Below are 24,266 nucleotides of genomic sequence, written 5' to 3'. Positions count from 1 at the left end.
TTAACAAGCTACTGACGCTAAATACATTATTTACCCAAGATTGTAGATTTTAAATAAGTACGCATAGGAACCTCTACAAATCTATATGTAAATGATGCAGCCAATAATACAATCATAAGAAATACTCCTAAGGATGTCAATGATTGATGTGCTGTGAATCCTTTGCCAAAAACATCGTGAAAATTCTCAAGCCACAATAGTTTTAATAGTTCCTGTAAAAACCAATGAACCATATAAATTGAGTAAGATATAGTGCCGAGATATAGCATTGACCGTGAATTCAAAAATTTTGATATCACGCTATTGTTGTTGATAGATACACCTAAAATTAGTAGAGAAAAAGCTGGTAAAATCAGCCAATCATGAAGATTACGAAAATAATGCCAGTAGTAATGCATAATCAAAAATATCCAAGTTATTGCTATAATTGCCAGTAAATTAAGATTGAAATACTTTTTATAATTACCTCTATGATAGACTTTGTAAGTTGTAATGCCAAGTATGCATTCTAGACCACATCTAGCGATTGAAGGGATGCCAACAATACTATCTAAATTGCCACGAGTAAAGGTAATTAGTAGTAATATGCTCAAGAGAGTGCAACTATAAATCATCAAATCATTTTTGGGGCTATTCCTTAATAAAAAAAGCAATAAAAATGGAAATGCACAGTAAATAACAAACTCTACACTAACTGACCAAGCAGGTTCATTCCAATAGGTATAACACCATAATAAAGGTGGACAACTTAGGTCAAATGCTTGTAGAAGAAAAATATTTGCAAAAAGAGCAGTTAAGTTAAATTTACCAGTGAAAGCAGAAGTATTTAGTAAGAGTATTTTTACAATTTCTAATCCAACAAACAGAGACAAAATAAATATATGCAGAGGATAAATTCTCGCAAATCGCGAAAATAAATATGAGCGATATTTATCTAAACTCACTTTTAAATAAAAATCCTCTATATAAACGTGGGTCATGATAAAACCACTCAGAATGAAGAAAAAGTCAACCCACAAATATCCATTTTTGAAAAAGTCGCTATAAGCTGATATGGTTGAACCTGTTTTAGGTAAAGCGTAGTAAGAAAAATGGTGTACAACAACAACCAAGGCTGCAATACCACGTAGAGAAGTAAGAGTTTTGATGTGTTTATACATTGAAATTATTGGCGTTTAATGATATTAAGAATACAAAAAAATCTCAATTGGGATCTACGGATGCCAAGAGTCTTCCTAGATTGTCTAGATAGGAAGAAATATTAGATTCAAGAATAGTGATTTGACTCTGGTGATTTTTGAAAGAAGTTAACGAATTAACCAGATCGCGAGTCAAATCTTGGCTAAATCTATCCCAGTTAGAGTTAGTTAGACAATTCATTGTGACTGCAATTGAGGGGGTCAGCATCCGTGTTGTATGCCACCACCCACTTGGCACAAAAATAGTTTCCCCTGGTTTGACAATTACTTTAATAGGAGTTGCCTTTGCAAACAGTGGAAACTGCTCCAAATCTGGCTGATGGATATCTGGAATCAAGGATCTATTTGATGACATATCAACTGGATAGAGATATTCAGTTTGAACGGGCGAGAAAAGGGTAAACTCTTTTTCCCCATAAACCTGCATGATAAAAGCATGTAAGTGCCAATAATCAAAGTGTAAGATTGGGAATTTTGTCCCTTTACCTGCAATTAAAAGCTCCAAGAAAGCATTTCGCTGTTTTACTGGATCGGCTGCTGGTATGTAAAGCATCGGACTCAAGAGCCAATTATACTGAGAGTAAAGTAGCGTAGGGTCAATATCTGCAAGTAGTTCAGGGAATAGTCCGGGAATATCAGTATCTTTGAGATATGAACAAGGTTTCTCTTCAGTTGAAGCTAGAACTAAATCAATAAAATTCCCCAGTTGATAGCGTTGAGCATCAACAGTTACTTCTTTTGAGCCATAGTTTTTTTTAAAAAATTCAGGAGTCCATGTTGACAATGCTTTCCAATCTTGGATTGCATCAGTGATCACAACAGGCTGTAATGGGTTGAGATATTGACTGACAAACTCTTTATAGGATAAGTTAGCCACCTTCTCAACAGTCATATTTTCTGGTTGAGCTATTAAGCTTCCATGATGATTTGTATTATTAGAATTGGTTCGGCTCAGGAAATTTAGAATCTCTTCTTTGCGATCTTTCATTTGAGTGAGTAAATCAGGATTCAGCGTTTCCTTGGGAGCTTTATAGCGTAATTTACCGCCTTCAATCCATAACTTTACATCTAACTGTTGAAGCTCTGATACAAACTTATCAACCATTTTCATATTGCTCTCCTAGTTCGACTATTTGCTAATTTTTTCATAAAGAGACCGCTATATTCTAGAGAATTGATACTATCAACTTTTACTCACTTGCTGACCCGTAAATATAAACCGTAATGTTTGCAATGATTACGATAGTTGATTATCGCTTTAGCGACCTCACTACCTGTTGGAGAAGTTTGACTGGGGCAGTAATTCTTTTGATACCGGAGCGAACTACTTCATCATGGTTTTCTGGCTTTCGTTTAGAGAACATTTCGACAGCAATAATTTTGGTTTTATCTCGTAATGCAGACTTGCCTGGAGGAGTTGGCAACATACCTAGTTGTCGGAGATAATGATTGACTTGATAAATTCTGGCTTGTAAATCGCACGTCCGCAAACAAAAGTTAATGCTCAAGGAAACAGAGTAACTATCTTTATTTCTGACCCAGTGCGGGGCTAGTACCGGATGGTGAATTCCTTTTCCCGGAACTAAGTGATTAACACTTGCTTTGTTCTGGTTTTCCTCTCGGTAATTCGCTGACGAAATATGTCCTAAATAGAAACGCTCAATCTCTTCCTCTGTCAACACAGAGCGATCATTTTGATCGAAGAGATGGACATCCTTTTCACCATGTATTTGAAATAAGAAATTACAATCGTGGTCAATATGGTATGGCGTGATTACGTGAGGAGAAGAAACAATAATGGTAGCGATCGACCACGTCATCTCTCGATGTAAAGGAACACTTGTAATATCTTCGAGTTCAATCAAGGTTTTATCTAGTAAAGCCTTATACTCTGGGTCTATATGGGCGCTTTTAAACATCACACAGGAATCTGATTCTCCAATATGTGAGAGGACTTCTACAATTGGTTTTCTATTCGGTATTTGTCCCCACTTCAAACCAGGGGAGTTGCCGCTTCCAAAAGAAAAAATTTGTCCTTTAGGAAAGAGAGTATTTGCAAGTTCAACTAGACGGGGAATCTCAAATAAAGGATGTCCTACGAGATTATGGGAGAACATAAATGGAGAATGGTTAAACTTATCTCGAAAGTCCGGCGTATCTGCTGCAATAATGGGTTCAGGAAGTGTCAAAGTTGGCTGTAAAACTATAGGGGATGAACTCATAAAATGCCTCCAAATTGCTATTATTTATACCTGCCTACTTGTACCGTTTATTTGTGAAGCTGTATATATTTTTCCCCCGGCTACCCCATAACTCCAAAGCATCGGGGGGTCTTGTTATGTGCATCTTCATACAGAAGTGGTATTAGCTCAAAAAAGTACTTTAGGAAATACTTGCGACTTGTAAGTATTTCCCAGGACGCTCGGTATCGGGGATATACCAGGCGGGGTTTCCTTGGGGATCTCGTCCTAATTTGGCATTAGGTTGCGGAGGACAATTGCGTAAACTGTTATTGGTAATTTCGCGGTTTGTTACTTCTATGGGCGGTGCAGACAAGAAGCCAGCAGACTGCATTTCAGCAATACTTTCTTTAAAGGCTGCCATTACGAAAGCCAAATCAGCTTCGGAATGGGCTGTCGTCAAGAAGCAAGGACGGTGATCCCAAGTATGCACTCCCTTGTCCCGCAGTAAGTAAAACAGTAAATCTCCGTAGGGGAACTCTGGTAAAGACTTCACCATGAAGAGGGAGCCGAAATTATAAGCTGTAAATGGAGCCTGAACTTGCTGGAAATAGCCCATAAGTTCCGCTACAAACTTATCGGTTCTTGCATTGAGATTTTGCTGCAAGCTGGGGCCACTTTGTTTTAAATGTTGAAGTACTGCTTTGGCGGCTGCTAGGGCTAAAGGATGACGGACGAAAGTACCGGCAAAGTAAGTCACGCCTACCTCTGGAACGGAGTCATCACCAAACTGCCAAAATCCACCATCTAGAGCATCCATATATTGTGATTTGCCAGCAATGACTCCAATTGGTAGCCCACCGCCCACAATCTTACCGTAGGTTGCTATATCAGCTTTGATACCGAAATGTGCCTGAGCGCCACCTGGATGAATTCTGAATCCGGTAACGATTTCATCAAAAATCAGAGCAATACCAGCTTCCGTGGTCAAGTCACGCAATTGCTGAAGGAATTTCTGAGGCTGGTATTCAGGGCGACGGCTTTGCACAGATTCCACCATCACTGCTGCTAATTCATCAGCCCGACTTCTGAGGATTTCTAGAGACTCAGGCGAATCGTAGTCCACAACCAAAATGTTCTCTACCATTTCAGGTGGGATACCAGGGGCAGCGGGAATTGATCGGAGTTTCTTTGTACCCCGAACAATTACTTCATCCAAAATACCGTGATAAGCTCCAGAAAAGATGGCGATTAAGTTACGTCCTGTGATGGTGCGTGCCATCCGCATTGCTCCTAGAACCGCTTCCGAACCTGTGTTGCAAAAGGCTGCTCGGTCAAAGTTGGTCAACTCACACATTAGCTTCGCCACTTCTCCAACTAAGGGAGTCTGCGGGCCAATTTCCATGCCGAGTTTCAGTTGTGCTTCAATTGCTTCAGTAATGAAAGGTGGCGACCAACCAAACAAATTCAAGCCAAAGCCATTGCTTAAATCGACATATTCATTACCATCAACATCCCAAAGTTTAGAACCTGATGAACGAGACGCGACGATGGGATAAACCATCTCTTTCATCGTCGGATTGAACCCGGAAACAGTTCTTGGATCTGCCAAGTAAGGGCGATGAGTTTGAGTATATTCTTTGGATTTTTGAGTCCGTTTTGTATATCTTTGGATAATTTTGTCTAGATAATTGCGTTGTTGTGCTGTCAGAGTTTTAGTCTGGGTCTTTTCAATTCGAGCAGCCGCACCAAATGCCTTTTTAGCACCATTTGACTCGTTATCTACCGATGCTTGTGATTCTTTGCTCGTTTGAGTAACTGGGGTAGATACAGCATTTTGTGGCTTGACATGATTATTTTGAGATGTCGCCGCAGGTACAACTGGGATTGTTAGAGATTGACTGCTATTACCCAATAGTGCCAATTGCTGGCTCATAATTTGTAGCTGCTGATTAATCACATTTTCTAGGATGCTATTAGATACAGCAGGTTGGGGAGAAATCTGAGGTGCAGATCCATTTGATCCATTGGTATGAACTTCATGCACTACCAAAGTAGGTGATGTGGTTGTAGGTGCAGGTTCTGGCAATGGTGCTTCTGGAATGGGTTCTGCAACGATTTCTGTTAATCCTAGTGCAGATAAAGTTTCGGGAGACAAGGCTTGATTGATCAAGTCGGCCAACATTGCCAAATTCGGGCAAATTTCTAGTAATTGCCTAAGTGTAACTTTGACTTTAAATTTTTTCTTCAAAGCTAACCCGACTTGCGTCAGAGATAAGGAATCTAATCCCATTTCTAAAAATGTTGTCGAGTCGTCAACACTCGCAATTTCCAATCCTGAAGTTTCTTCGATAATTTCTCTGAGCAGGGGAATAAGCTTTTGCTGAGGGGATGTTGTCATGGTTTGGGTCTTTTTTAATAATTGGGGATTTAAAAGTTTGGGAGTTGCTGCACGATTGGGATGAGATGGAGGATCAATCCAGAAGCGTTGGCGTTCAAAGGGATAAGTAGGTAGGGGAATTCGTTGTCGCGTTTCCCTTTGATAGAAGTTGCTCCAGTTAATAGATACTCCTGCTAGCCACAGTTGTCCTACTGCCTTGAATAATGCTGTCCATTCGGCTTCGTTCTCAGCGTTATCACCCAGAGAAGGAATCGCTATCTGTTGTTTAATATCTTTTGCCTGTTGGCGGGCTAAGGTCGTAGTTGTGATTCGTGGCCCCACCTCTAACAGTAAGCGTTCTGGCTGCTGCCATAAGGTTTGTACACCCTCCGCAAATCGCACAGTCTGACGTAGATGTGTAGCCCAATACATCGGATCAGTTGCTTGCTGGGCTGTAATCCAGTCGGCGGTAACTGTGGATACAAAGGGAATTTGAGGAGGTGATAATTTAACCTTTCCAACTATCTCAGCAAAGGGAGCTATGATGCTATCCATCATTGGGGAGTGGAAAGCGTGGGATGTGTGTAAATGGCGACAAACAATTTCTTCACTTTCTAATTGTTTTTGCAGAGATGCGATCGCTTCTGTAGGGCCAGAAACTACACACAGGGAAGGGCCGTTAATTGCGGCGATCGCAAGTTCTGCACTCAATCGCGGCTCTACCTCTTTGGCTGGTAGGCGCACTGAAAGCATTGCCCCTGCTGGTAACTCCCACATTAAGCGACCACGAGTTGCAACCAACATCAGCGCATCTTCTAAGGTGAATACACCCGCTATACAGGCGGCGACAAATTCGCCAATACTGTGGCCAATCATGGCTTGGGGTTTGACTCCCCAACTTTGCCACAGTTGCGCTAAAGCGTATTCAATAACGAATAATGCTGGTTGGGTAAAGCAGGTTTGCCGCAGGGAGATAGCCGCAGTTTCGCGTAGGCGTAGCCCGCCGTAGGCATCGCCCGACGCGGGATACATAATTTCTCGTAAATCCCTGCCCAACAAAGGTTTAAGTATTTCAGCACATTCATCTACTACCTCCTGAAACACAGGTTCGCGGTTGTAGAGATTTAGCCCCATGTCCACATATTGCGATCCTTGTCCGGGGAACATGAAGACAACGGCTGGATTGCGGATTTCTGTATGGCGGGTATTTACTTGATTGGGATCTAAAGATTGGAGGGCTGCGATCGCATCTGTGATATCGTGACAAACTATACTGCGTCGGTAGTTGAAGGCTTTGCGCCCTCGCTGTAAGGTATAAGCTACATCAGCTAAGTTAATTTCGGCATTGTACTGGAGATGTTGCTGTAAATTTGCGGTTGCAGCCTCTAAAGCTTTACTAGTTTTTGCCGAGAGCAACAATAGCTGCTGTGGACGAGAAGCACCTGAATTTTGGATTTGTGGCGCTTCTTCTAGCACAATATGAGCATTAGTCCCGCCAACACCAAAAGAACTTACACCGGCTCGTCGCGGAGTATCACCTTCTGACCATTCAGCTAGTTGGGTATTGACATAGAAGGGGCTGTTGGCAAAGTCAATTTTAGGGTTGGGAGCTTCAAAATTTAAACTAGGGGGAATCTTTTTATAATGCAGGGCGAGAGCAGTTTTAATTAACCCTGCTACCCCCGCCGCCGCAACTAAATGTCCGACATTGCTTTTAAGAGAGCCAATGGCGCAAAATTGTTTAGCATCTGTATGTACCCGAAATGCTTGGGTCAGCGCTTCAATTTCAATGGGGTCGCCTAAGGGTGTAGCTGTACCGTGAGCTTCAATATAAGAGATAGTTTCTGGGTGGAAGTTGGCATAGGCTTGGGCCATTGCAACGGCCTCTGCTTGTCCATCTACACTGGGAGCCGTAAAGCTCACCTTATCAGAACCGTCATTATTGATACCAGAACCACGAATTACAGCATAGATGCGATCGCCATCATTGAGTGCATCTTCTAAACGCTTCAGGACAACCACTCCTGCGCCATTGTTGAACATTGTGCCCTGAGCGCTGGCATCAAAGGGACGACAATGCCCATCCCCAGAGAGCATACTGCCTTCTTGAGCGATATAACCGCTGTTTTGAGGTGTAGTCATAGAAACACCACCGGACAAAGCCAAATCGCACTGATAGCTGCTTAAGGCTTGGCAAGCCTGAATGACTGCTACCAAAGAAGTGGAACAGGCTGTATTGACGCTGACGGCTGGGCCTTTGAGGTTGAGCTTGTAAGCAGCACGAGTGGTTAAAAAGTCTTTTTCATTGGCTAGCATCGTCTGGAACTCACCGATGCGATCGACAATTTCCATACGACCAGCAATATGGTTAGCAAAATAAGTATTTTGACCACAACCGGCGTATAAACCAATCAAACCCTCAAAAGACTCTGATTCATAACCAGCATTTTCTAGGGCTTCATAAACCAACTCTAAAAAAACTCTGGCTTGTGGGTCCATAACCACAGCTTCTAGTGGATTAACACCAAAGAAGGCAGCATCGAAGGTTTCACCCCCAGGAATGACTCCTCTAGCTTTTACATAGCTAGGATCTTTGCAAAGGTTTGGGTCAATACTAGGGTCTATTTCTTCATCTTGAAAGAAAGTCGTTGATTCTAATCCCTCGCACAGATTGCGCCAGAACTCATCGACATTTCCAGCGCCGGGAAATCTTCCTACCATGCCAATAATGGCAACACCATCAATAGGATCTTGGTTATTGGATGCTTGGATATTTACCATTGTTTAAACACCTTGTTGATGATTACGGCGACGAGTCCGAGCTGCTTGTTGGCGTTGGGCGCGATTTTGCAGCTTGTCAGAAGACGGTTGGCTATTTTGATTTGAATGCAAATAGTTTGCTAAAGAGCCAATCGTTGAATACTGAAATAGCTTCACAGCAGGTAGCTTAATGCCAAGTTCCTGTTGTACTCGCACAACAACTTGTAGAATTGAGATTGAAGTTGCTCCCAAATCAAAGAAATTATCATCAATTCCAACGCGATCAATTTTGAGCAAATCTGACAAAATCACTGCAAGCAAACGCTCTAAATCGGTTTGAGGAGCAATGTACGCTTGTTCAAGTTGGGGACGTTCTCTACTTGGTGCTGGCAATTTATGTCTATCTACTTTGCCATTTGCAGTCAAAGGCAGTGATTCTAACATCACAAAGGCTGATGGCACCATGTAATTAGGTAGTCGCTGTTGTAAGAAACTACGCAATTTATTGTGTGTATAACTACTGTTATATTGAGGAACAATATAAGCTGTCAACTGCTTTTCACCTATTTCATCTTGACGAGCTAAAACGACAATTTCTCGAACGTCAGGATGTTGTGCAATTTCCCGTTCAATTTCCCCTAATTCAATTCGGAAACCGCGAATTTTTACCTGATTGTCAATACGACCTAAGAACTCGATCTTGCCATCTGGAAGATGACGAGCTAAATCTCCAGTCTTGTAAAGACGCGTTGCTAAATCGCTATCAAAGGAATGAAAAATAAATTTTTCGGCAGTCAAATCGGGACGGTTCAAATAGCCTCTGGCTAATCCATCACCACCAATGTATAATTCGCCGACTTCTCCAATTGATACTGGTTCGAGGTTACTATCTAATATATAAACTTGGGTATTAGCAATTGGGCGGCCAATGGGAATAGAGACATCTGGTTGGAGTGGCGCTGTTATAGGATGGCAGCAGGTAAAAGTTGTATTCTCAGTCGGCCCGTAACCATTAATTAGTTGACAGTTTTCTACTGTTTGCAGAAATTTCTGCACATGGGGAATGGATAAAACATCGCCACCTGCTAAAAGTTGACGCAATGATTTTAAGGCATCAATTTTTTCATCCACTATGAGGTGGAATAAACCGGCTGTCAGCCAAAGAGTAGTAACTTGATATTGCTGAATAATCTGCCCTAATTCTTCTAAAGATGGTGTATTGGGAGGGTAGATTACTAGTTGCCCACCATTAAGTAAACAACCCCAAATTTCAAAAGTTGAAGCATCGAAGGAAATAGGAGCAAGTTGCAGAATTATTTCTTCATCTGTGAGGCGAGCATAATTAGTTTCTTTAACTAACCTAACTACACCACGATGGATAACGCTAACACCTTTGGGTGTACCTGTAGAACCTGAGGTATACATGACATAAGCCAAGTTCTCAGCAGTGATGCTAGTGCTTAGATTTTCTTTTTTATTTTGGGCGATTGTATTCCAATCTGCATCTACGCAAATTACCAATGCTGTATGAGTAGGTAATTTAGCAACTAGTTCTCTTTGAGTTAATAGTACCGATACCTGGGTATCTGATAGCATGAAAGCTAAACGTTCTTGTGGATACCCTGGATCTAGTGGTACATAAGCTCCACCTGCTTTGAGGATAGCTAAAAGTGCTACAACCATTTCTAAGGAACGCTCTATGCAGATTCCTACAAGAGTTTCTGTTCCTATTCCTACTGTTTGGAGATATTGTGCTAGTTGATTAGCACGAATATTCAAATCTCTATAGGTAAGATGCTGATTATTAAAGATTAATGCTACAGCATCAGGTGTTTTCTCCACCTGTGCTTCAAACAACTGATGAATACACGCTTCCTTAGAATAATCAGTTTGAGTATGATTCCACTCAATTAGTAGGTTTTTTTCGGATTCTTTCAAAATAGGTAATGTTAAATTATTTCGTTCTAAGTTATTTTCTGATGATAATGATGCTTGACACTCAGTTAACAGCAATTGATTTTTATTTTTAGCCAATGAATTAGTTATTGCCTTCATATTTAATTTCCGCAAAAAATGTATATTTTTGCAAAACGTGTAGTTTTTAAGTAGTGCTGCACTTTTAACTCAAAAAATTCATAGGTTAGCGATGCAGCGAATGTTACTACTAAACTATACAAAATCAGAATTATTACTGAGTGAAAAATACTAAAGTTTGTTCTAAAATTCATACTAAAGATACTTTTGTATATTAAATATATAGATTTTGCGATGAACCAGTAACCCATGTAGCTTGAGTACAATATTGTATTGTCCCAATAGAAATAATTAACGAGGAATAATGATGTATGACAATTGATTTAGCTGCAACACCACGCAAGGATGCTAAAGCTTTAATATACTTAATCACTAGTATTTTTATTTACATTTTATAGTGATGTTTTCAGCTTTAAAATATTAAAGACTAATTTCACCAGAAACCATGCCGCAATCTGACAATGTTTGTATGAAAGGGCACTGACTTTAAGATTTAGTTTTCCCATTCTGACCTATTTCCTCAAAATCGTAGTTATTTTCCATACATCTTCATTGAAAATTAAAACTTTAGAGATGGTTTGCAATGGGAATATTAACTGTACGGTCACTTGTTTTGAGAAAACAAGAAGAATTAATACCTTGAGGGTAAGGAAGACACTGATTTGACCAGCCGATAAGTCAACATGGTTGAGTTAAGCATTTCTTTTACGGAGTAGCACTAAAGCATTTGCTACGTCTGCACCCACATTCCCTGCGCCAATGACACCGACCTTGGATGTTTTGCTACTCATGTCATATCTACTTTTTTGTCACTGCCCCAATAAGTTTCCGCCAGTGGTAACAGAGCCAGCCGTTGTGTCGTACAGAATAACTTTATTGTATTCTGACTCCTGAATTCTGTTCGATAACATCCTCAACTACTTTTCTCGGCTGTACTGACTCTTGTGGAACTTTTCTGTTTAATTTCAGACTAGTATATTGTACATGGATTGAAATATTACAGAAAAAAACACTGTAATATTTGATCTTCATTAGCAACTGCAAATAAGAGAAAATACTTTTCATTGGGGTCAATCATTACAATGACGAAAATATCTCAGTCGAGAACTGCCTTATCTTTGTTACTACAAATAACTTTTAGTGCATTCGCACCTTTGGTTATTGCCAGTCCCACATTTGCTCAATCGACATTTACTGATGTTCAAGGCAATTGGTCACAATCATGTATTGCCCAACTGGCTCAACAAGGAATTATCAGTGGTTACCCAGATGGTACTTTCCGTCCCAATGCCTCTGTAACCCGCTCTGAGTTTGCCGCCATGATTGGTAAGGCTTTCCCAAATGCACAAAAGAGTCGTAATCCAGTTCAATTCGCAGATGTCCCCAGCAATTACTGGGCCCATAATGCGATTGCAACAGCCAACCAGACAGGCTTCTTGTCCGGCTACCCTGGTCAGATTTTTAATCCTACTCAAAATATTCCTCGCGCTCAAGTTCTCGTCGCTTTAGCTAGTGGCTTAAATTACTCTCCCACTCAGTCTCCGACTACCACCCTAACTGCAAACTTTGCTGATGCCAGTTCTATTCCTACTTATGCTCAGAGTGGTATTGCTGCTGCTACTGAAAAACGTCTGGTTGTAGATTATCCTGATGTTAAGTCCCTTAGACCTAATCAATTAGCTAGTCGTGCTGAAGTCTCAGCTTTTTTATGTCAAGCTTTAACAACCTCTGGACAAACCTCTACTATTCCTGGGCAGTATATTGCAGATGCTACTGGCTCCTCAATCACTGCCCTACTTAACTCTGGAACTTCTATTCCTGTTAAATATCTGGATGCCAAGAAAATCGTTGTTAGTCCCAAGGAAACTGCACCTCTAACACTGACAGTCGCAACTGATATCAAAAATAATCAGAGAACTCTAACTATTCCTGCTGGTAGCCAAGTTGTTGGTCAATTGCAACCTGTAGACGGTGGTTCTCAATTTGTCGCTAGTCAACTGATTATCAATGGTCAGCAGTTTCCAATTAATGCCTCTTCGCGTCCAATCACAACTACACAAGATGTACGTAGTCCTAACATCACAGCTATTCTCCAAGATGCTGCTGTCGGCTCCGCCGCCGCCGCCGGAATTTCTGGCATCACTGGTAACAAGCATATTACACTTGGCAAAGTCTTAACTGGTACTGCCATTGGTACAGCCGTCGGCGCTAATCAAAATCGTAACGTTCTCTCGACTTTGAGAGATACTGCAATTGGGGCTGCTGCCGCCACTGGAATTTCCGGCATCACTGGTAATCGCACTATCACTGCTGGAAAAGTTATCGGCGGCGCTGCGGCTGGCGCTACAATTGGCGGCATTGTTGATCCCACTTCTACGAATCAAGTCGTTGTAATTAATCCTAATAGCGACTTAACTTTAACGTTAAATAGCGACTTCAGCAGATAAACAAAAGCGGTACGCCAACGCCAAAATGCAATAGTTTCGCTCAATTCAACACCCTAGTACAAGAAGGCAAAAGTAAAAAGGCAAAAGTAAAAAGAAAGAATGCTTATTTTGTAAGCTTTCTGGCTATTTTAAATGGGTGGTTTATTTACGCCGTGTTGTACTAGGCTTTTGGTAGGGGCACAAAGCTTTGTGAAATGACCCCATCAAGAACTGCCGTGGAAATGAGGGGGAGAAAATGGGTCTGAGTCAATCGCACGCTTGTTTTTGGCAAATCCATAATTTACAAGGCTTTTAGGTGTAAGGGGGTAGGGTTTGCATGGTCAAGACTAAGAACCGAACGAAGAATACAAAACATCCAAAGCTTTTCCCCTATACCCAATTCTGACAAGGGTTTCACGTTTTCAAGCGTACCATTCGTGCCATCCCCTATACCCTATTTCGGTCATCAAAACGATGTGATATTTTTGCTCTGGGAGTCTGGAAGTCCCTTAGCGGAGAATTTTCCCGGATCGGTACAGTAACCCATAATAGTACTTAAAATTATGCTGAAAATCAGGTAAAACCGAAAAGAACGCAGCAATTTATTAAATTGGTATTTCACTATTAATTCTCCATAAAATTGACCGAAGAACAAATAAAATCTTGAATAATCAAGCACTCAGCACCGAGGAATGTTTTGAATGATCGGACAAATTGTATCCTCATGATGGTCGCTGATATTTTTCCAGCCTGAAAGTAATCCCTTGATTTCAGAGCGTAAAGTTAATAACTGATCGATTTGGCAATCAATCTGCAAGACCTTCTCTTCAAGTTTTTCTTTGATTTCACCACAGGGAGTCTGCCCTTGGTCATAAACCTGAAGAATATTGCCAATCTCTTCTAGGCTAAGACCAAGATTTTGTGCCCTTTTAATGAATGTTAGACGAGTTAGCACATCTAATGAAAACTGACGAAAGCCCCCTTCTGTTCGTCTTAATGAATTGATTAAGCCTAAACTCTCGTAATAACGAATTGTCCTAATGGGTATTCCGGTTAAATCTGTTACCTGACCAATTAAAAGCAGTTTTTTATCTTGAGTTAACATGATATATTTTCCCAATTCTTGTAATTATTATTACATGTTTTGATAGACGTTAGACCTCTTGCAAAAGTGCAAAAAGCACTTTTGCAAGAAAAGGGAAAGGGTAAAATACAAAAATTTCCCCTTTTCCTGACTTTTACAAGAAGTCTATTAAGTTGTTTGAGAGTTTAGCAAAATATTGACATCAGAATTTATAAGAAGAATTCAGAACTCAGGAGTCAGAATTCATACTGAATTCTGTACGAGTGGGTGATAGCGCAGCGTAAAGCCTTCTCTTTCAGAGACGCTAACGCGAAGACATCTGGTGAAAATGAATGTAGAGACGTAGCACTGCTACGTCTCTACAAGGACTCTGGATAACGCATATTTAATTTCTGGAGATGTCTATTGGTTAAAACCGTACAACTCTTAGAGACGCTACCGCGAACGCCCCGCTACGCGCTTTCGCCCCTGGTGGGCAAAAAAATTAAAATATTCTCACCTTAAAACTCTATCCCTTTATGGGTAGAGTATTCTGAATTCTGAATTCTGTTTTATTTTTTTCTCTAATTAGAAATTTTACCAAGTTTTAACATTTTTACTAATATTTTCTCAATATTTTACGTTCTAACTTTTATCCATTTATTGGGTAGCGGTTTCTCATGGTACTGAAAGTAACTGTTTTTTTTGAGTTCCTATGTTACTTCTAGATCAACTGCTTCACTTGAAGTGAAACCATAAAAATGAATCTCAACTCGCAAACTTCTAGCTCAATCCGTAAACCTAAAATTTTCAATAATCCAGAGCGTTTTATTGAGGGATGGTATTGGGTAATACCCTCTCAAAATCTACGGGTGGGTGAAGTAAAACCTGTTACGATTTTGGGTAGAGAATTAGTAATTTACCGTGGTAAAGATAAAAGAGTAGCTACTTTTGATGCCTACTGTCCACACATGGGCGCTCACCTTGCTGAAGGCAAAGTTGAAGGTAATGCACTACGTTGTTTTTTCCACCATTGGAAGTTTGATGCTGAGGGGATGTGTATTGATATTCCATGTTTAGATACACCCCCTTCTTTGAAATTACAAACTTGGCCGACTGCTGAGAAGTATGGGATGATTTGGGTTTGGACTGGAGAAATACCACAACAACCCTTACCTTTTGTTCCAGAGTTGGAACAAAAAGAGTGTGATTTCACCATCCATTCTCACTTTGTGATGAACTGTCACCCCAACGTAGTGATGATTAATGCCATTGATGCTCAACACCTCAATACAGTTCACAAATTGCCAGTAGAAATTATTTTTGAAAGACAGGAACTTAACGAGAATGCTATTATCTTCAGTAACACTACACCCATCAAAGACAATTCTTTTTTAATTAAGCTCATCCGTCTTTTCTACAAAAATGCCATAACTTACAGTATTTGCTATTGGTACGGTAGCATTGGCATTGTGACAGTTGGCCCCGATTTCTTCCATGTCCACATGCTGTTTGCAGTTCGCCTCCACGAAGGCGGAAAAACTGAAGGTCAAATCATGTTGATCGCTAAGAAACGTAAAGGAATTTTTGGTTGGTTATACAATCGAGTTGTGCTATGGCTAACCAAGATTACAGGTAAGTACTTTCTTATGGGTGACATCAAGATTGTCAAAACAATTCAGTTTAATTTGAAAACTCCCATCAAAGCAGATCACTCAATCATGCAGTTTATTAACCATGTTGAAAAACAGCAATCCCTCATGTGGGGCACTTGGAAAGAAGCGCGATCGCACGATATTGAGAGCAAGCCCAAGCGTGAGAGATGGCAAGATACAATGAGTAATGACTAACATCATGTTTATATGACCAGAATTCCGTCTGGCCAATTAAACAGACACGATCTCATACCATTGTCAACAATCTTTGCAACAATTAATCGTTTGTAGGGGTGTACAGATGTATGCCCTTACCAATGTACGTTTAGCAGGTATTTTGTAAAATAATATAACGATAAAGTTTAAAGGCTCAATCAAGTTACTTTTAACTTTTAATTTATTTTTTACTGGGCTACCAAATAAATAAAAAGAAGTGGCAAAGCCACTTCCTAATTCCCAGGTAGAACCTAAGTTATGAGTATAACGACTACAAAAACTTTAAATAGTATAAACCAACACCGATTAACTGAATATCTCTATTTTCCTTGTTTTCTGGGTGGGTAAATCTTAATTTATATGCGCCAAATAACTGTATATTTACATAAGTCTCATGATTGTAATATAGACTCAAGTTTATCCAGTTCATCGTTAAGATATGCCAATTTTGCCTCTTTTGCTGTTCTAATTGAAACTTAACTGCCGTACCAGCCTCAATACCCGGATTTCTCACCAATGCTCAAAGCCTGTGCAGGGGAGCAGAGGAGCAGAGGAGAGTTCAATGTGCCAAGTTCAATCCCCTCCGCCCCTCCGCCCCTCTGCCCCTCTGCCCATCAGCATTTCAAACTTGTGAGAAATGCGGGAATAGCTACAGCTTTCTTCATCTGCTTAAACTTCTCGCTGCGGATGTCAAATTCTGCCTGAAGTGCGTCTAGTTTTTGTTGCGATCGCCGTCGTTGTCCAGGAGTTAAGCTAGTAGAAACTGGACTAGTTTCCATAGTTGCTGCTTCACCAGATAAAAATTTACTTCCACCAGTGTAATAACAAAGGGGAAAGTTATCGCCCAAATCTAGCACTTTATTGACAAACGGGTGCTGCGGCCCTGATGCTATTTTGGGTACTTGGTCAAACAAGTAAACTAAAATATCAAGAATACGTGCATAGCCATCTTTATTCGTTGGTAAAAGTTTGGTTTGTCATCCTTTATGCCATCATTCGCGGTTTTCTTCTCTACCAAATAAATGTTCTAAGATGCGTTGACTTTCAGTTCTCAACCCTCTAATCTCAGACATAATTACCTCAAAGTTGCGTTGAGATACTTCATGATTACGCTGATGGACTTCAACTATCTGGACTAGTGAATTGACTGTTGAGCTTAGTTCCCCAACACTTGAGCGCAGTTCCCCAACACTTGAGCTTAGTTCCCCAACACTTGAGCGCAGTTCCCCAACACTTGAGCTTAGTTCCCCAACACTTGAGCGCAGTTCCCCAACACTTGAACGCAGTGAAGCATTCTCAGCTGCATTAGCTTGTGCTAAAGCTGTAGTTTGCGCTAGAATCTCCTCAATTCTATCTAACCTATCTGTAGTCATACTTAAGACATTTTTTCTTTATTTATCAATTTTACCGTAGCAGCAGGAGCGATCGCCTGATATTACTTGTGAGGGGTGCGATGTCTATGAATGGGCAACGTTAGCCTTTTTCTTGATGTGATTGTTGAGTGCGATCGCCTTTTGTTTCAATAGCTGAAGCATCATTCTGACGATAGATGTAACTTATGTAGTTTCTTATAAAAGTAATTTACCACTTCCAGACCTAGTATAAAATCTGGTTTAGATAGTCCGCTTTTGTCTAAGCCAGCAAATTAGATGTTTAGCAGCCGATCATTGCTCACTAGGATTCAATACAACGATAATTTCTGTTAGCCTAATTCCCAAAGGTTTCCAATGGGGATTGGTGGAGGAAAAAGTACTATCTCCTAACACTGATTGGTAGTCATTGGGGAACTTTTCAGAAGCATTGGGAGCAGTATCTACTCGTAAAATGAGTTTTCCTTGATAGCGGGATAATTTGCTACTATCCAGCAAGATAGTACCGCCGTAATCCCACTCCAATCCATAGAGTTTAAAATTACCTAATTTCTTGCGTAACTCACTTAACGGTGTTCCTACTCCAATACCTTCGCGGGTTTTCCAAGCTGAACCCAGGTTACGCACATCTAGAGGTTTGGTACGAGTATTATCACTCCAAACTACCAAGAGCGTAGATGCGGAGCAGCTTGTCGTTAGACATCGCCCCTGATTTAGGTTTAACTGAGTAGCTGCAAAAGTACCTATTCCTTCAGCACCAGAAATGGTTTTATCAACGAGACGGGATGCACCAAACAGCTTTACTAAATCTTGCTTGGTGGTTGTGCGTGTTATCGGCCCCACTCGTTCGCCAGGAACAATCAAGATATCTTTTGACGCTTGCGTAGCAACAGTACTTGGATGATTGATTTTCTGGGGTAGTGCAAAGGCTGGGTTTGCTGAATAGTTAATCAGTAAAGCTAAAGTAGCTGTAGCAATGCCTTTGATTGATGAATTCATAGGTTCTATTTTGGGTAGCAGTTTATGAGTGAGAAGCATTCATAGTTTAATCACTACAATTTCTCAATTACATATTCCCGATTTCTCAAAAATTTTATAAGAAGAATTCAGAACTCAGGAGTCAGAATTCAGTATGAATTCTGTACGAGTGGATGATAGCGTTATGGGTAGAGTATTCTGACTCCTGTTTTATTTCATTGCTCTAGTTGCGTTTAAAATTGCCAGTAAAGCTACTCCGACATCAGCAAAGACAGCTTCCCACATTGTCGCTATACCAAAAATACCCAATCCAATAAATACAGCTTTAATTGCTAAAGCAAAGCCAATATTTTGCCAAACAATTTGCCTTGTTTTTCTGGCAATTTGTATTGCTTCTGCCACTTTTAACGGTGCATCTGTCATGATTACAATATCGGCAGTTTCGATCGCGGCATCTGAGCCTAACCCACCCATTGCCATACCAACATCCGCTCTAGCAATCACTGGCGCATCATTAATACCATCGCCAACAAAGGCAACTTTACCATGCTTGCCAGCAGTGCTGAGTAATTTCTCAATGGCATTAACTTTTTCTTCTGGTAATAACTCTGCTTCGTAGGTATCTATGCCAAGCTGTTCAGCAATCCGAGAAGCGATCGCTTGATTATCTCCTGTTAACATTACTGTTCTCTCTACACCCATCCGTTTGAGTGCTTGAATAGCAAGTCTTGCATCTTCTTTGAGTTCATCAGCAATGACAATATATCCTGCATAAATATCATCCACAGCAAGATGAATAACTGTTCCCTCTAACTGGCAATTATCGTGAACAATATTCTCTCTGTGGAGTAGGCGATCGCTTCCCGCTATCACTACCCTATTTTCAACCTTGGCTCGAATTCCATAACCTGCGATCTCTTCATAATCTCTCACCTCAAATTCATCGATTTTTTCACCATAGGCTTTGCGGATAGATTGGGCAATGGGATGATTTGAGTGTGATTCGACTTTGGCAGCTAATTGCAGTAATTCTTGTTCATTCCAGCCATTTAATGGTACTATTTTGGCTACTTTGAATACCCCTTTAGTTAATGTTCCCGTTTTATCAAAAACAACTGTATTGACTGCATTTAAAGTATCTAAAAAAGTAGAACCTTTAACCAAAATACCACGTCTAGCCGCACCTCCCACACCTCCAAAGTAACCTAATGGAATACTGATAACGAGTCCACACGGACAGGAAATAACTAGTAAAATTAGGGCACGATAAACCCATTGGGAAGAAGTTGCCCCAGAGATGAATAAAGGAGGTAATATTGCAACTGCTAGAGATGTAAAAACTACGATTGGTGTATAATATCGGGCAAATTTAGTAATAAACTTTTCCGTTTCTGCTTTTTTACTTTTGGCATTTTGCACCAAGTCTAAAATCTTGGCAATGGAAGATTCATCAAAGAGTTTTGTGACTTTAATGCTGAGAACACCTATTTTATTGATCATCCCAGCCAAAACTGTCTCACCTAACCTGACTGTTCGCGGTACAGATTCTCCAGTTAAGGCAGATGTATCAACTTGCGAATTGCCATCGATAATTTCGCCATCTAAGGGAATCTTTTCTCCAGGTCTAACAACGATAATATCCCCAATGTTTACTGTTTCTGGTGATACTTTCTTGAGTTCTCCCTCTATTTGTAGATTGGCATAATCTGGGCGGACTTCCAATAATGCTTTGATCGAATTACGGGAACGACTGACAGCAATATCTTGGAACAATTCTCCAATTTTATAAAATAACATTACTCCGACAGCTTCAGGTAATTTATGAATTGCGATCGCCCCTAATGTCGCTACTGTCATCAAAAATGTTTCATCAAATACTCTGCCTCTGAGGATATTACGCCCAGCAGTTTTTAACACACTCCATCCACTTAATAAATAGGCAGGGATAAAAAGTAGATATTCACCTATTGAATAAAGCGTATTGTGTAATTGAGTTTCAAAAATTACACCAGGCGCATATAAACTTAAAATCACAACTAAAGGCAATACCTCATTTTTCAGATTGAATTCTCCACCGTGATTGTGGTCATGGTTATGATTCTCATCATGATTGTGATTATGAACATGGTTATGATTCTCGTGACGATCGTGTTGACAGTTGCAACAATCTGAAGATTCTGAATGTACTTTCTGCTTCATTTTTTCTATGGAGACTAGTAACTTATTGGATATATTAGCCTTTATTCAAATGTAATTAAAAAAAGAAGTTTTTACAAGTTGATAATTTAAGAACGAGAATCTATATCAATACAATATTTAGGTTTCTTGTTAAATCTTTCTATTAATATTTAGTGGATATTAAAATTTATAGTCTTGCGACAGTAGTTATTCTTGTCAGTGTTTCCTATAATTATGAGAGAATTATGAAAAATTGAGAGTACAAACAAATGCCCTTCCCAGAACAGCCAGCCAGGAAGCCCAGCCTACCTGAAGTTCACCGCAGCATTAAAATTCCTAACACCAAAAGCTTCTGGCGCAAGATGTTGGCTTATGGAGGACCAGGATATCTCGTATCTGTAGGGTATATGGACCCTGGTAACTGGGCAACTGACTTAGCTGGTGGGGCTAAATTTGGTTATGCGTTGCTAGCGGTGATTATGCTTTCCAACTTGATGGCGATTTTAATGCAATCTCTGTGTGTGCGGTTGGGAGTAGCAACGGGGCAAGATTTAGCGCAGGCTTGTCGAGATAATTTCAGCCCCCGTGTCAATTTCGGGTTATGGGTACTTTGTGAAATAGCGATCGCAGCCTGTGACTTAGCAGAAGTTTTGGGAAGTGCGATCGCGCTGCAACTACTTTTTGGCATTCCCCTGAGTTGGGGCGTGTGTATAACAGCACTAGATGTAATTGTATTATTACTGCTACAAAACAAAGGCTTTCGCTATACAGAAGCTTTGGTAATCTTGTTAGTAGCAACTGTAGGCATCTGCTTTGCAGCAGAAATCATTTTTTCGCGTCCTGATTTGGGCGGAGTTTTATTAGGATATGTTCCCAAAATAGAAATTGTACAAAATCCAGAAATGCTCTACATTGCTATTGGTATTTTGGGGGCAACAGTGATGCCACACAACTTGTATCTGCACTCATCAATCGTGCAGACGCGAGATTGGGAATCAACATCCGAAAAGAAATGGGAAGCGATTAAGTTTGGCACAATCGATTCTACACTTGCTTTATGTTTTGCCTTATTTATCAACTCAGCAATTTTGATTATTGCTGCGGCAACTTTTCATTTTTCTGGTTATCGGGATGTTGCAGAAATTCAAGATGCTTATAAATTGCTCTCTCCCTTATTGGGTGTGAATGCCGCCAGCGCTATTTTTGGCTTGGCATTACTTGCTTCTGGACAAAGTTCAACCTTGACTGCCACCTTAGCAGGACAAATCGTCATGGAAGGATTTTTAAATCTGCGTCTAAAACCTTGGCTACGTAGATTATTAACTAGATCAATTGCCATTATCCCAGCATTAATTTCAATTATTCTTTTGGGAGAAAAAAGTACAGGTGGCTTACTAATTTTCAGTCAAGTGATCTTAAGTTTACAGCTATCGTTTGCGGTAGTGCCTTTGGTCATATTTACGAGTAATCGTCACTTAATGGGTGAATTTGTCAATCCTTGGTGGCTGAAAAGTTTATCGTGGTTAGTAGCAATTGTGATTGGTAGCTTAAATGCTTGGCTATTATTGCAAACTATTTCAATCTGGCTTAGGACTTACGCAATAACTCTCTAAAACTCTTATTTCTCTGCGTCCTTTGCGTCCTTGGCGGTTCGTTTTTTCATTATTTTGCGTAAGTCCTATGGCTATTTACAAGTACTAGCTAGAATATTTATAGCGGTTCGCAGCGCTAGGATGTACACAAGCTCATTTTCAGTACAACAATTATGGTGAAAACACCCTCCCAGCCTTTGACAATTCCTCTTTTGGAAAATGGCGACAAACTCACCCGCTACGAATTTGAGCGTCGCTATAACGGCACCCCTAACCTGAAAAAAGCTGAATTAATCGAAGGGATTGTCTATATTATGCCAGCTGCTCTGCGTTTCCGAAGTCACGGTCAACCGCATGGTTGGATTTTGACATGCCTTGGTACTTACGAAGCTGCAACTCCTGGTGTAGCGTTGGGAATTGAACCTACCGTCCGCTTAGACTTAGATAACGAACCTCAACCCGATGCCGTTCTGTTGATTGAACCGAAAGCAGGTGGTCAAACGCGGCTGAGTGAAGATGATTATATTGAAGGTGCGCCAGAATTAGTTGTGGAAATTGCTGCTAGTAGTGCGGCTATCGATCTTCATGGCAAAAAACAGGCTTATCGTCGTAACGGTGTCAAAGAATATATTGTTTGGCAAGTTTTAGACCAAAAATTGACTTGGTTTTCTCTGGAACAGGGTGAATATCTGGAATTAATACCTGATAATGAAGGCGTTTTGCGAAGTCGGGTATTTCCAGGGTTGTGGTTAGCTGCAACAGAGTTATTAGCAGGGAATATGCAGGGTGTGTTGAAGGTTTTACAAACAGGTTTGCAGTCTGCTGAACATGGGGATTTTATCAAGAAATTGGGTAGTTATTAACCCGTTCTAAATGTGTAAGTCCATTAAGCAATTATGTTTGCACACCAAATTCTTCTGGATCTACACCCCAATTTACCCAGCGAATTGCCTCACGCGCTGAGTTTATATTCGGTGGAACTCGCAAGGCATGAATAAAGCTTGTACTAGGACAAGTCATTTTTAATAAATAAATTGGTTCTTCATCAACATCAGCATCAATTTTTAATAGTGTATATTCATGCCAATTATCTAATTCAATAGCTTGTAATTCTTCGCAAATTCTGGCGTAACCGATACCCTCAATTAGTACTCGCCGTAGTTCGGCATTTTCCTCTGATAAAAGCCATTCAGCTTGCCATTGCTGCGGGTGGATTTTACCGTATTTTTCAGGTAAGGTTACGCCGTGATACGAGTAAAGGCTATATCCATCAATAAATTCAATGGCGGGTTCGCCTTCAGCGTGGAGGCGATTTTCATTGTCGAAGCGCAGGTGAAGGGGGCGATCGCATACTATACAAAATTTTTCAAATGGAGAAATCCAACCACAAAACCTTGATAAAGACTGTAAAGTTTCCCATCTTTTTTTGCTGTAAGAATAATTTAATACAGAAACGTAAAAATCCACATGACAACAACGATTCGCCAAATTTTGGAAATTTAACCAGAGACGATCTCCTAAATGTATATTGATTTTGGGCTGATTTTGTAATTTATCTTCTAATACATATTCTCGTGGAGTAAAATTTGGTTCAACATCAACAATACTTAATTCTCTAAGAATATCCGTATTTTTTTTGATATGAAAATTCTCTATCTTTATTAGTTAAATCTGCAATAATATAGTCGCAAACATTATTATTGAGACTTAGAATATTTATATTATTAAAATTTAAATTAGGTAGCTTTTTAAAAATTATTTTTAAACCAGCATAAGGACTTTCACAAAAAATAATTTCTGGCTGTTGTTTACCGATAGCTGTATATGTAGCTTTAACAACTTCCACCGCTTTCTCTCGATCAATCCTCTCAGTTGAAAGCGCAATTTTCAGCCATTTCTCCCGATAAACTGGAATTAAAGCCTCTTCTTCAGGCGTTAACTTTTCAATCAGCGACATAACGCCAACCTTCAGGCTCGTATTCTCGCTGAATTTTCACCATCCAGTCACCTTGGGGAATAGAAATAGCTTTATGCTCCTCATGAGCTAGCAATGCCGAATCTGAAAAAACACGTAAGTAAAGTGTGCTATCTTTTTCCAGTAATTCCGCCTCACCTTCAGTAATCCGATGCTTATGACCCGTAACTTCGCCTTCTGCCAAAGTTAAATGAGGTATTTTTTGTCCTTCAACCTGCTGTACAGGTAGTAAGATCACATCACGAATTGGTTGCATAGTT

At 40.2% G+C, this 24,266-nt stretch carries 16 protein-coding genes and 1 pseudogene; 4 read left to right on the top strand and 13 right to left on the bottom strand.

Going from position 1 to position 24,266, the window contains the following annotated elements:
* Window positions 1-26 precede the first annotated feature (26 nt).
* The 5 genes from V7K67_RS31970 to V7K67_RS31950 all read right to left on the bottom strand — a co-directional run bounded on the left by V7K67_RS31970 (window position 27) and on the right by V7K67_RS31950 (window position 10,574).
* Window positions 27-1,160, bottom strand: coding sequence for an acyltransferase family protein (locus tag V7K67_RS31970; protein ID WP_335170015.1), 1,134 nt, complete (start codon window positions 1,158-1,160; stop codon window positions 27-29).
* Between the two features lie 43 nt (window positions 1,161-1,203).
* Window positions 1,204-2,304 (bottom strand): cupin-like domain-containing protein, encoded by a 1,101-nt coding sequence (locus V7K67_RS31965; RefSeq protein WP_335170013.1) that lies wholly within the window; start codon window positions 2,302-2,304, stop codon window positions 1,204-1,206.
* A 145-nt stretch (window positions 2,305-2,449) separates the two neighbouring features.
* Window positions 2,450-3,421, bottom strand: coding sequence for a cupin-like domain-containing protein (locus tag V7K67_RS31960; protein ID WP_334729818.1), 972 nt, complete (start codon window positions 3,419-3,421; stop codon window positions 2,450-2,452).
* Between the two features lie 160 nt (window positions 3,422-3,581).
* The gene (locus tag V7K67_RS31955; RefSeq protein WP_335170011.1) at window positions 3,582-8,540 is read right to left on the bottom strand and encodes an aminotransferase class III-fold pyridoxal phosphate-dependent enzyme; all 4,959 of its coding nucleotides are present in this window, start codon (window positions 8,538-8,540) and stop codon (window positions 3,582-3,584) included.
* A gap of 3 nt (window positions 8,541-8,543) precedes the next feature.
* A complete protein-coding gene (locus V7K67_RS31950; protein WP_335170009.1) occupies window positions 8,544-10,574 on the bottom strand; it encodes a non-ribosomal peptide synthetase in 2,031 nt (676 codons plus the stop codon).
* Window positions 10,575-11,635: 1,061 nt separating this feature from the next.
* On the opposite strand from V7K67_RS31950, the gene V7K67_RS31945 reads away from it, so the two are divergent.
* Entirely contained in the window at window positions 11,636-13,000 is a 1,365-nt protein-coding gene (locus V7K67_RS31945; protein ID WP_334729815.1) for an S-layer homology domain-containing protein, read from the top strand.
* 658 nt (window positions 13,001-13,658) lie between these two features.
* Here V7K67_RS31945 and V7K67_RS31940 read toward each other — a convergent pair.
* Entirely contained in the window at window positions 13,659-14,084 is a 426-nt protein-coding gene (locus tag V7K67_RS31940) for a heavy metal-responsive transcriptional regulator (protein WP_335170006.1), read from the bottom strand.
* Between the two features lie 719 nt (window positions 14,085-14,803).
* Here V7K67_RS31940 and V7K67_RS31935 point away from each other — a divergent pair.
* On the top strand, window positions 14,804-15,892 hold the full coding sequence (locus V7K67_RS31935) for an aromatic ring-hydroxylating dioxygenase subunit alpha (protein ID WP_334707799.1): 1,089 nt from the start codon (window positions 14,804-14,806) through the stop codon (window positions 15,890-15,892).
* Window positions 15,893-16,184: 292 nt separating this feature from the next.
* Here the strand turns inward: V7K67_RS31935 and V7K67_RS31930 are convergent, their stop codons facing one another.
* The 5 genes from V7K67_RS31930 to V7K67_RS31910 form a co-directional block, all read right to left on the bottom strand.
* Complete coding sequence (locus tag V7K67_RS31930) at window positions 16,185-16,430, bottom strand: hypothetical protein (RefSeq protein ID WP_334729812.1); 246 nt, start codon at window positions 16,428-16,430, stop codon at window positions 16,185-16,187.
* A 97-nt stretch (window positions 16,431-16,527) separates the two neighbouring features.
* Window positions 16,528-16,827, bottom strand: coding sequence for a hypothetical protein (locus V7K67_RS31925; protein WP_334729811.1), 300 nt, complete (start codon window positions 16,825-16,827; stop codon window positions 16,528-16,530).
* A 78-nt stretch (window positions 16,828-16,905) separates the two neighbouring features.
* The gene (locus V7K67_RS31920) at window positions 16,906-17,286 is read right to left on the bottom strand and encodes a hypothetical protein (protein ID WP_334729810.1); all 381 of its coding nucleotides are present in this window, start codon (window positions 17,284-17,286) and stop codon (window positions 16,906-16,908) included.
* 291 nt (window positions 17,287-17,577) lie between these two features.
* Entirely contained in the window at window positions 17,578-18,282 is a 705-nt protein-coding gene (locus tag V7K67_RS31915) for a hypothetical protein (protein ID WP_334729809.1), read from the bottom strand.
* A 189-nt stretch (window positions 18,283-18,471) separates the two neighbouring features.
* Entirely contained in the window at window positions 18,472-20,460 is a 1,989-nt protein-coding gene (locus tag V7K67_RS31910; RefSeq protein ID WP_335170003.1) for a heavy metal translocating P-type ATPase, read from the bottom strand.
* Between the two features lie 248 nt (window positions 20,461-20,708).
* On the opposite strand from V7K67_RS31910, the gene V7K67_RS31905 reads away from it, so the two are divergent.
* Window positions 20,709-22,052, top strand: a complete 1,344-nt coding sequence (locus V7K67_RS31905; protein ID WP_334729807.1) for an Nramp family divalent metal transporter — start codon at window positions 20,709-20,711, stop codon at window positions 22,050-22,052.
* Between the two features lie 152 nt (window positions 22,053-22,204).
* Window positions 22,205-22,894, top strand: coding sequence for a Uma2 family endonuclease (locus V7K67_RS31900; protein WP_334729806.1), 690 nt, complete (start codon window positions 22,205-22,207; stop codon window positions 22,892-22,894).
* A 31-nt stretch (window positions 22,895-22,925) separates the two neighbouring features.
* Here V7K67_RS31900 and V7K67_RS34665 read toward each other — a convergent pair.
* Both V7K67_RS34665 and V7K67_RS31885 read right to left on the bottom strand, forming a co-directional pair.
* A pseudogene (locus V7K67_RS34665) lies at window positions 22,926-23,988 on the bottom strand (DUF6745 domain-containing protein).
* Window positions 23,975-24,262 carry a hypothetical protein gene (locus tag V7K67_RS31885; RefSeq protein WP_334729804.1) on the bottom strand — a complete coding sequence of 96 codons (288 nt, stop codon included), beginning with the start codon at window positions 24,260-24,262 and terminating at the stop codon, window positions 23,975-23,977. Before V7K67_RS31885 ends, V7K67_RS34665 begins: the two are co-directional and overlap by 14 nt.
* Between the last annotated feature and the right edge of the window lie 4 nt (window positions 24,263-24,266).

It is taken from the genome of Nostoc sp. (genome assembly GCF_036917155.1).
In the GTDB taxonomy this organism is placed as follows: Bacteria; Cyanobacteriota; Cyanobacteriia; order Cyanobacteriales; family Nostocaceae; genus Nostoc.
Note: the sequence above shows the minus strand (reverse complement) of the source record. Positions and strands in the feature narration are given on the sequence as shown.

Bases quoted from the DNA above. Each gene is read 5' to 3' on its own strand.
- V7K67_RS31960 (WP_334729818.1), bottom strand. From the start codon at position 3,421: ATGAGTTCATCCCCTATAGTTTTACAGCCAACTTTGACACTTCCTGAA.
- V7K67_RS31885 (WP_334729804.1), bottom strand. From the start codon at position 24,262: ATGCAACCAATTCGTGATGTGATCTTACTACCTGTACAGCAGGTTGAA.
- V7K67_RS31945 (WP_334729815.1), top strand. From the start codon at position 11,636: ATGACGAAAATATCTCAGTCGAGAACTGCCTTATCTTTGTTACTACAA.
- V7K67_RS31915 (WP_334729809.1), bottom strand. From the start codon at position 18,282: ATGAATTCATCAATCAAAGGCATTGCTACAGCTACTTTAGCTTTACTG.
- V7K67_RS31910 (WP_335170003.1), bottom strand. From the start codon at position 20,460: ATGAAGCAGAAAGTACATTCAGAATCTTCAGATTGTTGCAACTGTCAA.
- V7K67_RS31920 (WP_334729810.1), bottom strand. From the start codon at position 17,286: ATGACTACAGATAGGTTAGATAGAATTGAGGAGATTCTAGCGCAAACT.
- V7K67_RS31905 (WP_334729807.1), top strand. From the start codon at position 20,709: ATGCCCTTCCCAGAACAGCCAGCCAGGAAGCCCAGCCTACCTGAAGTT.
- V7K67_RS31950 (WP_335170009.1), bottom strand. From the start codon at position 10,574: ATGAAGGCAATAACTAATTCATTGGCTAAAAATAAAAATCAATTGCTG.
- V7K67_RS31965 (WP_335170013.1), bottom strand. From the start codon at position 2,304: ATGGTTGATAAGTTTGTATCAGAGCTTCAACAGTTAGATGTAAAGTTA.
- V7K67_RS31900 (WP_334729806.1), top strand. From the start codon at position 22,205: ATGGTGAAAACACCCTCCCAGCCTTTGACAATTCCTCTTTTGGAAAAT.
- V7K67_RS31940 (WP_335170006.1), bottom strand. From the start codon at position 14,084: ATGTTAACTCAAGATAAAAAACTGCTTTTAATTGGTCAGGTAACAGAT.
- V7K67_RS31955 (WP_335170011.1), bottom strand. From the start codon at position 8,540: ATGGTAAATATCCAAGCATCCAATAACCAAGATCCTATTGATGGTGTT.
- V7K67_RS31935 (WP_334707799.1), top strand. From the start codon at position 14,804: ATGAATCTCAACTCGCAAACTTCTAGCTCAATCCGTAAACCTAAAATT.
- V7K67_RS31970 (WP_335170015.1), bottom strand. From the start codon at position 1,160: ATGTATAAACACATCAAAACTCTTACTTCTCTACGTGGTATTGCAGCC.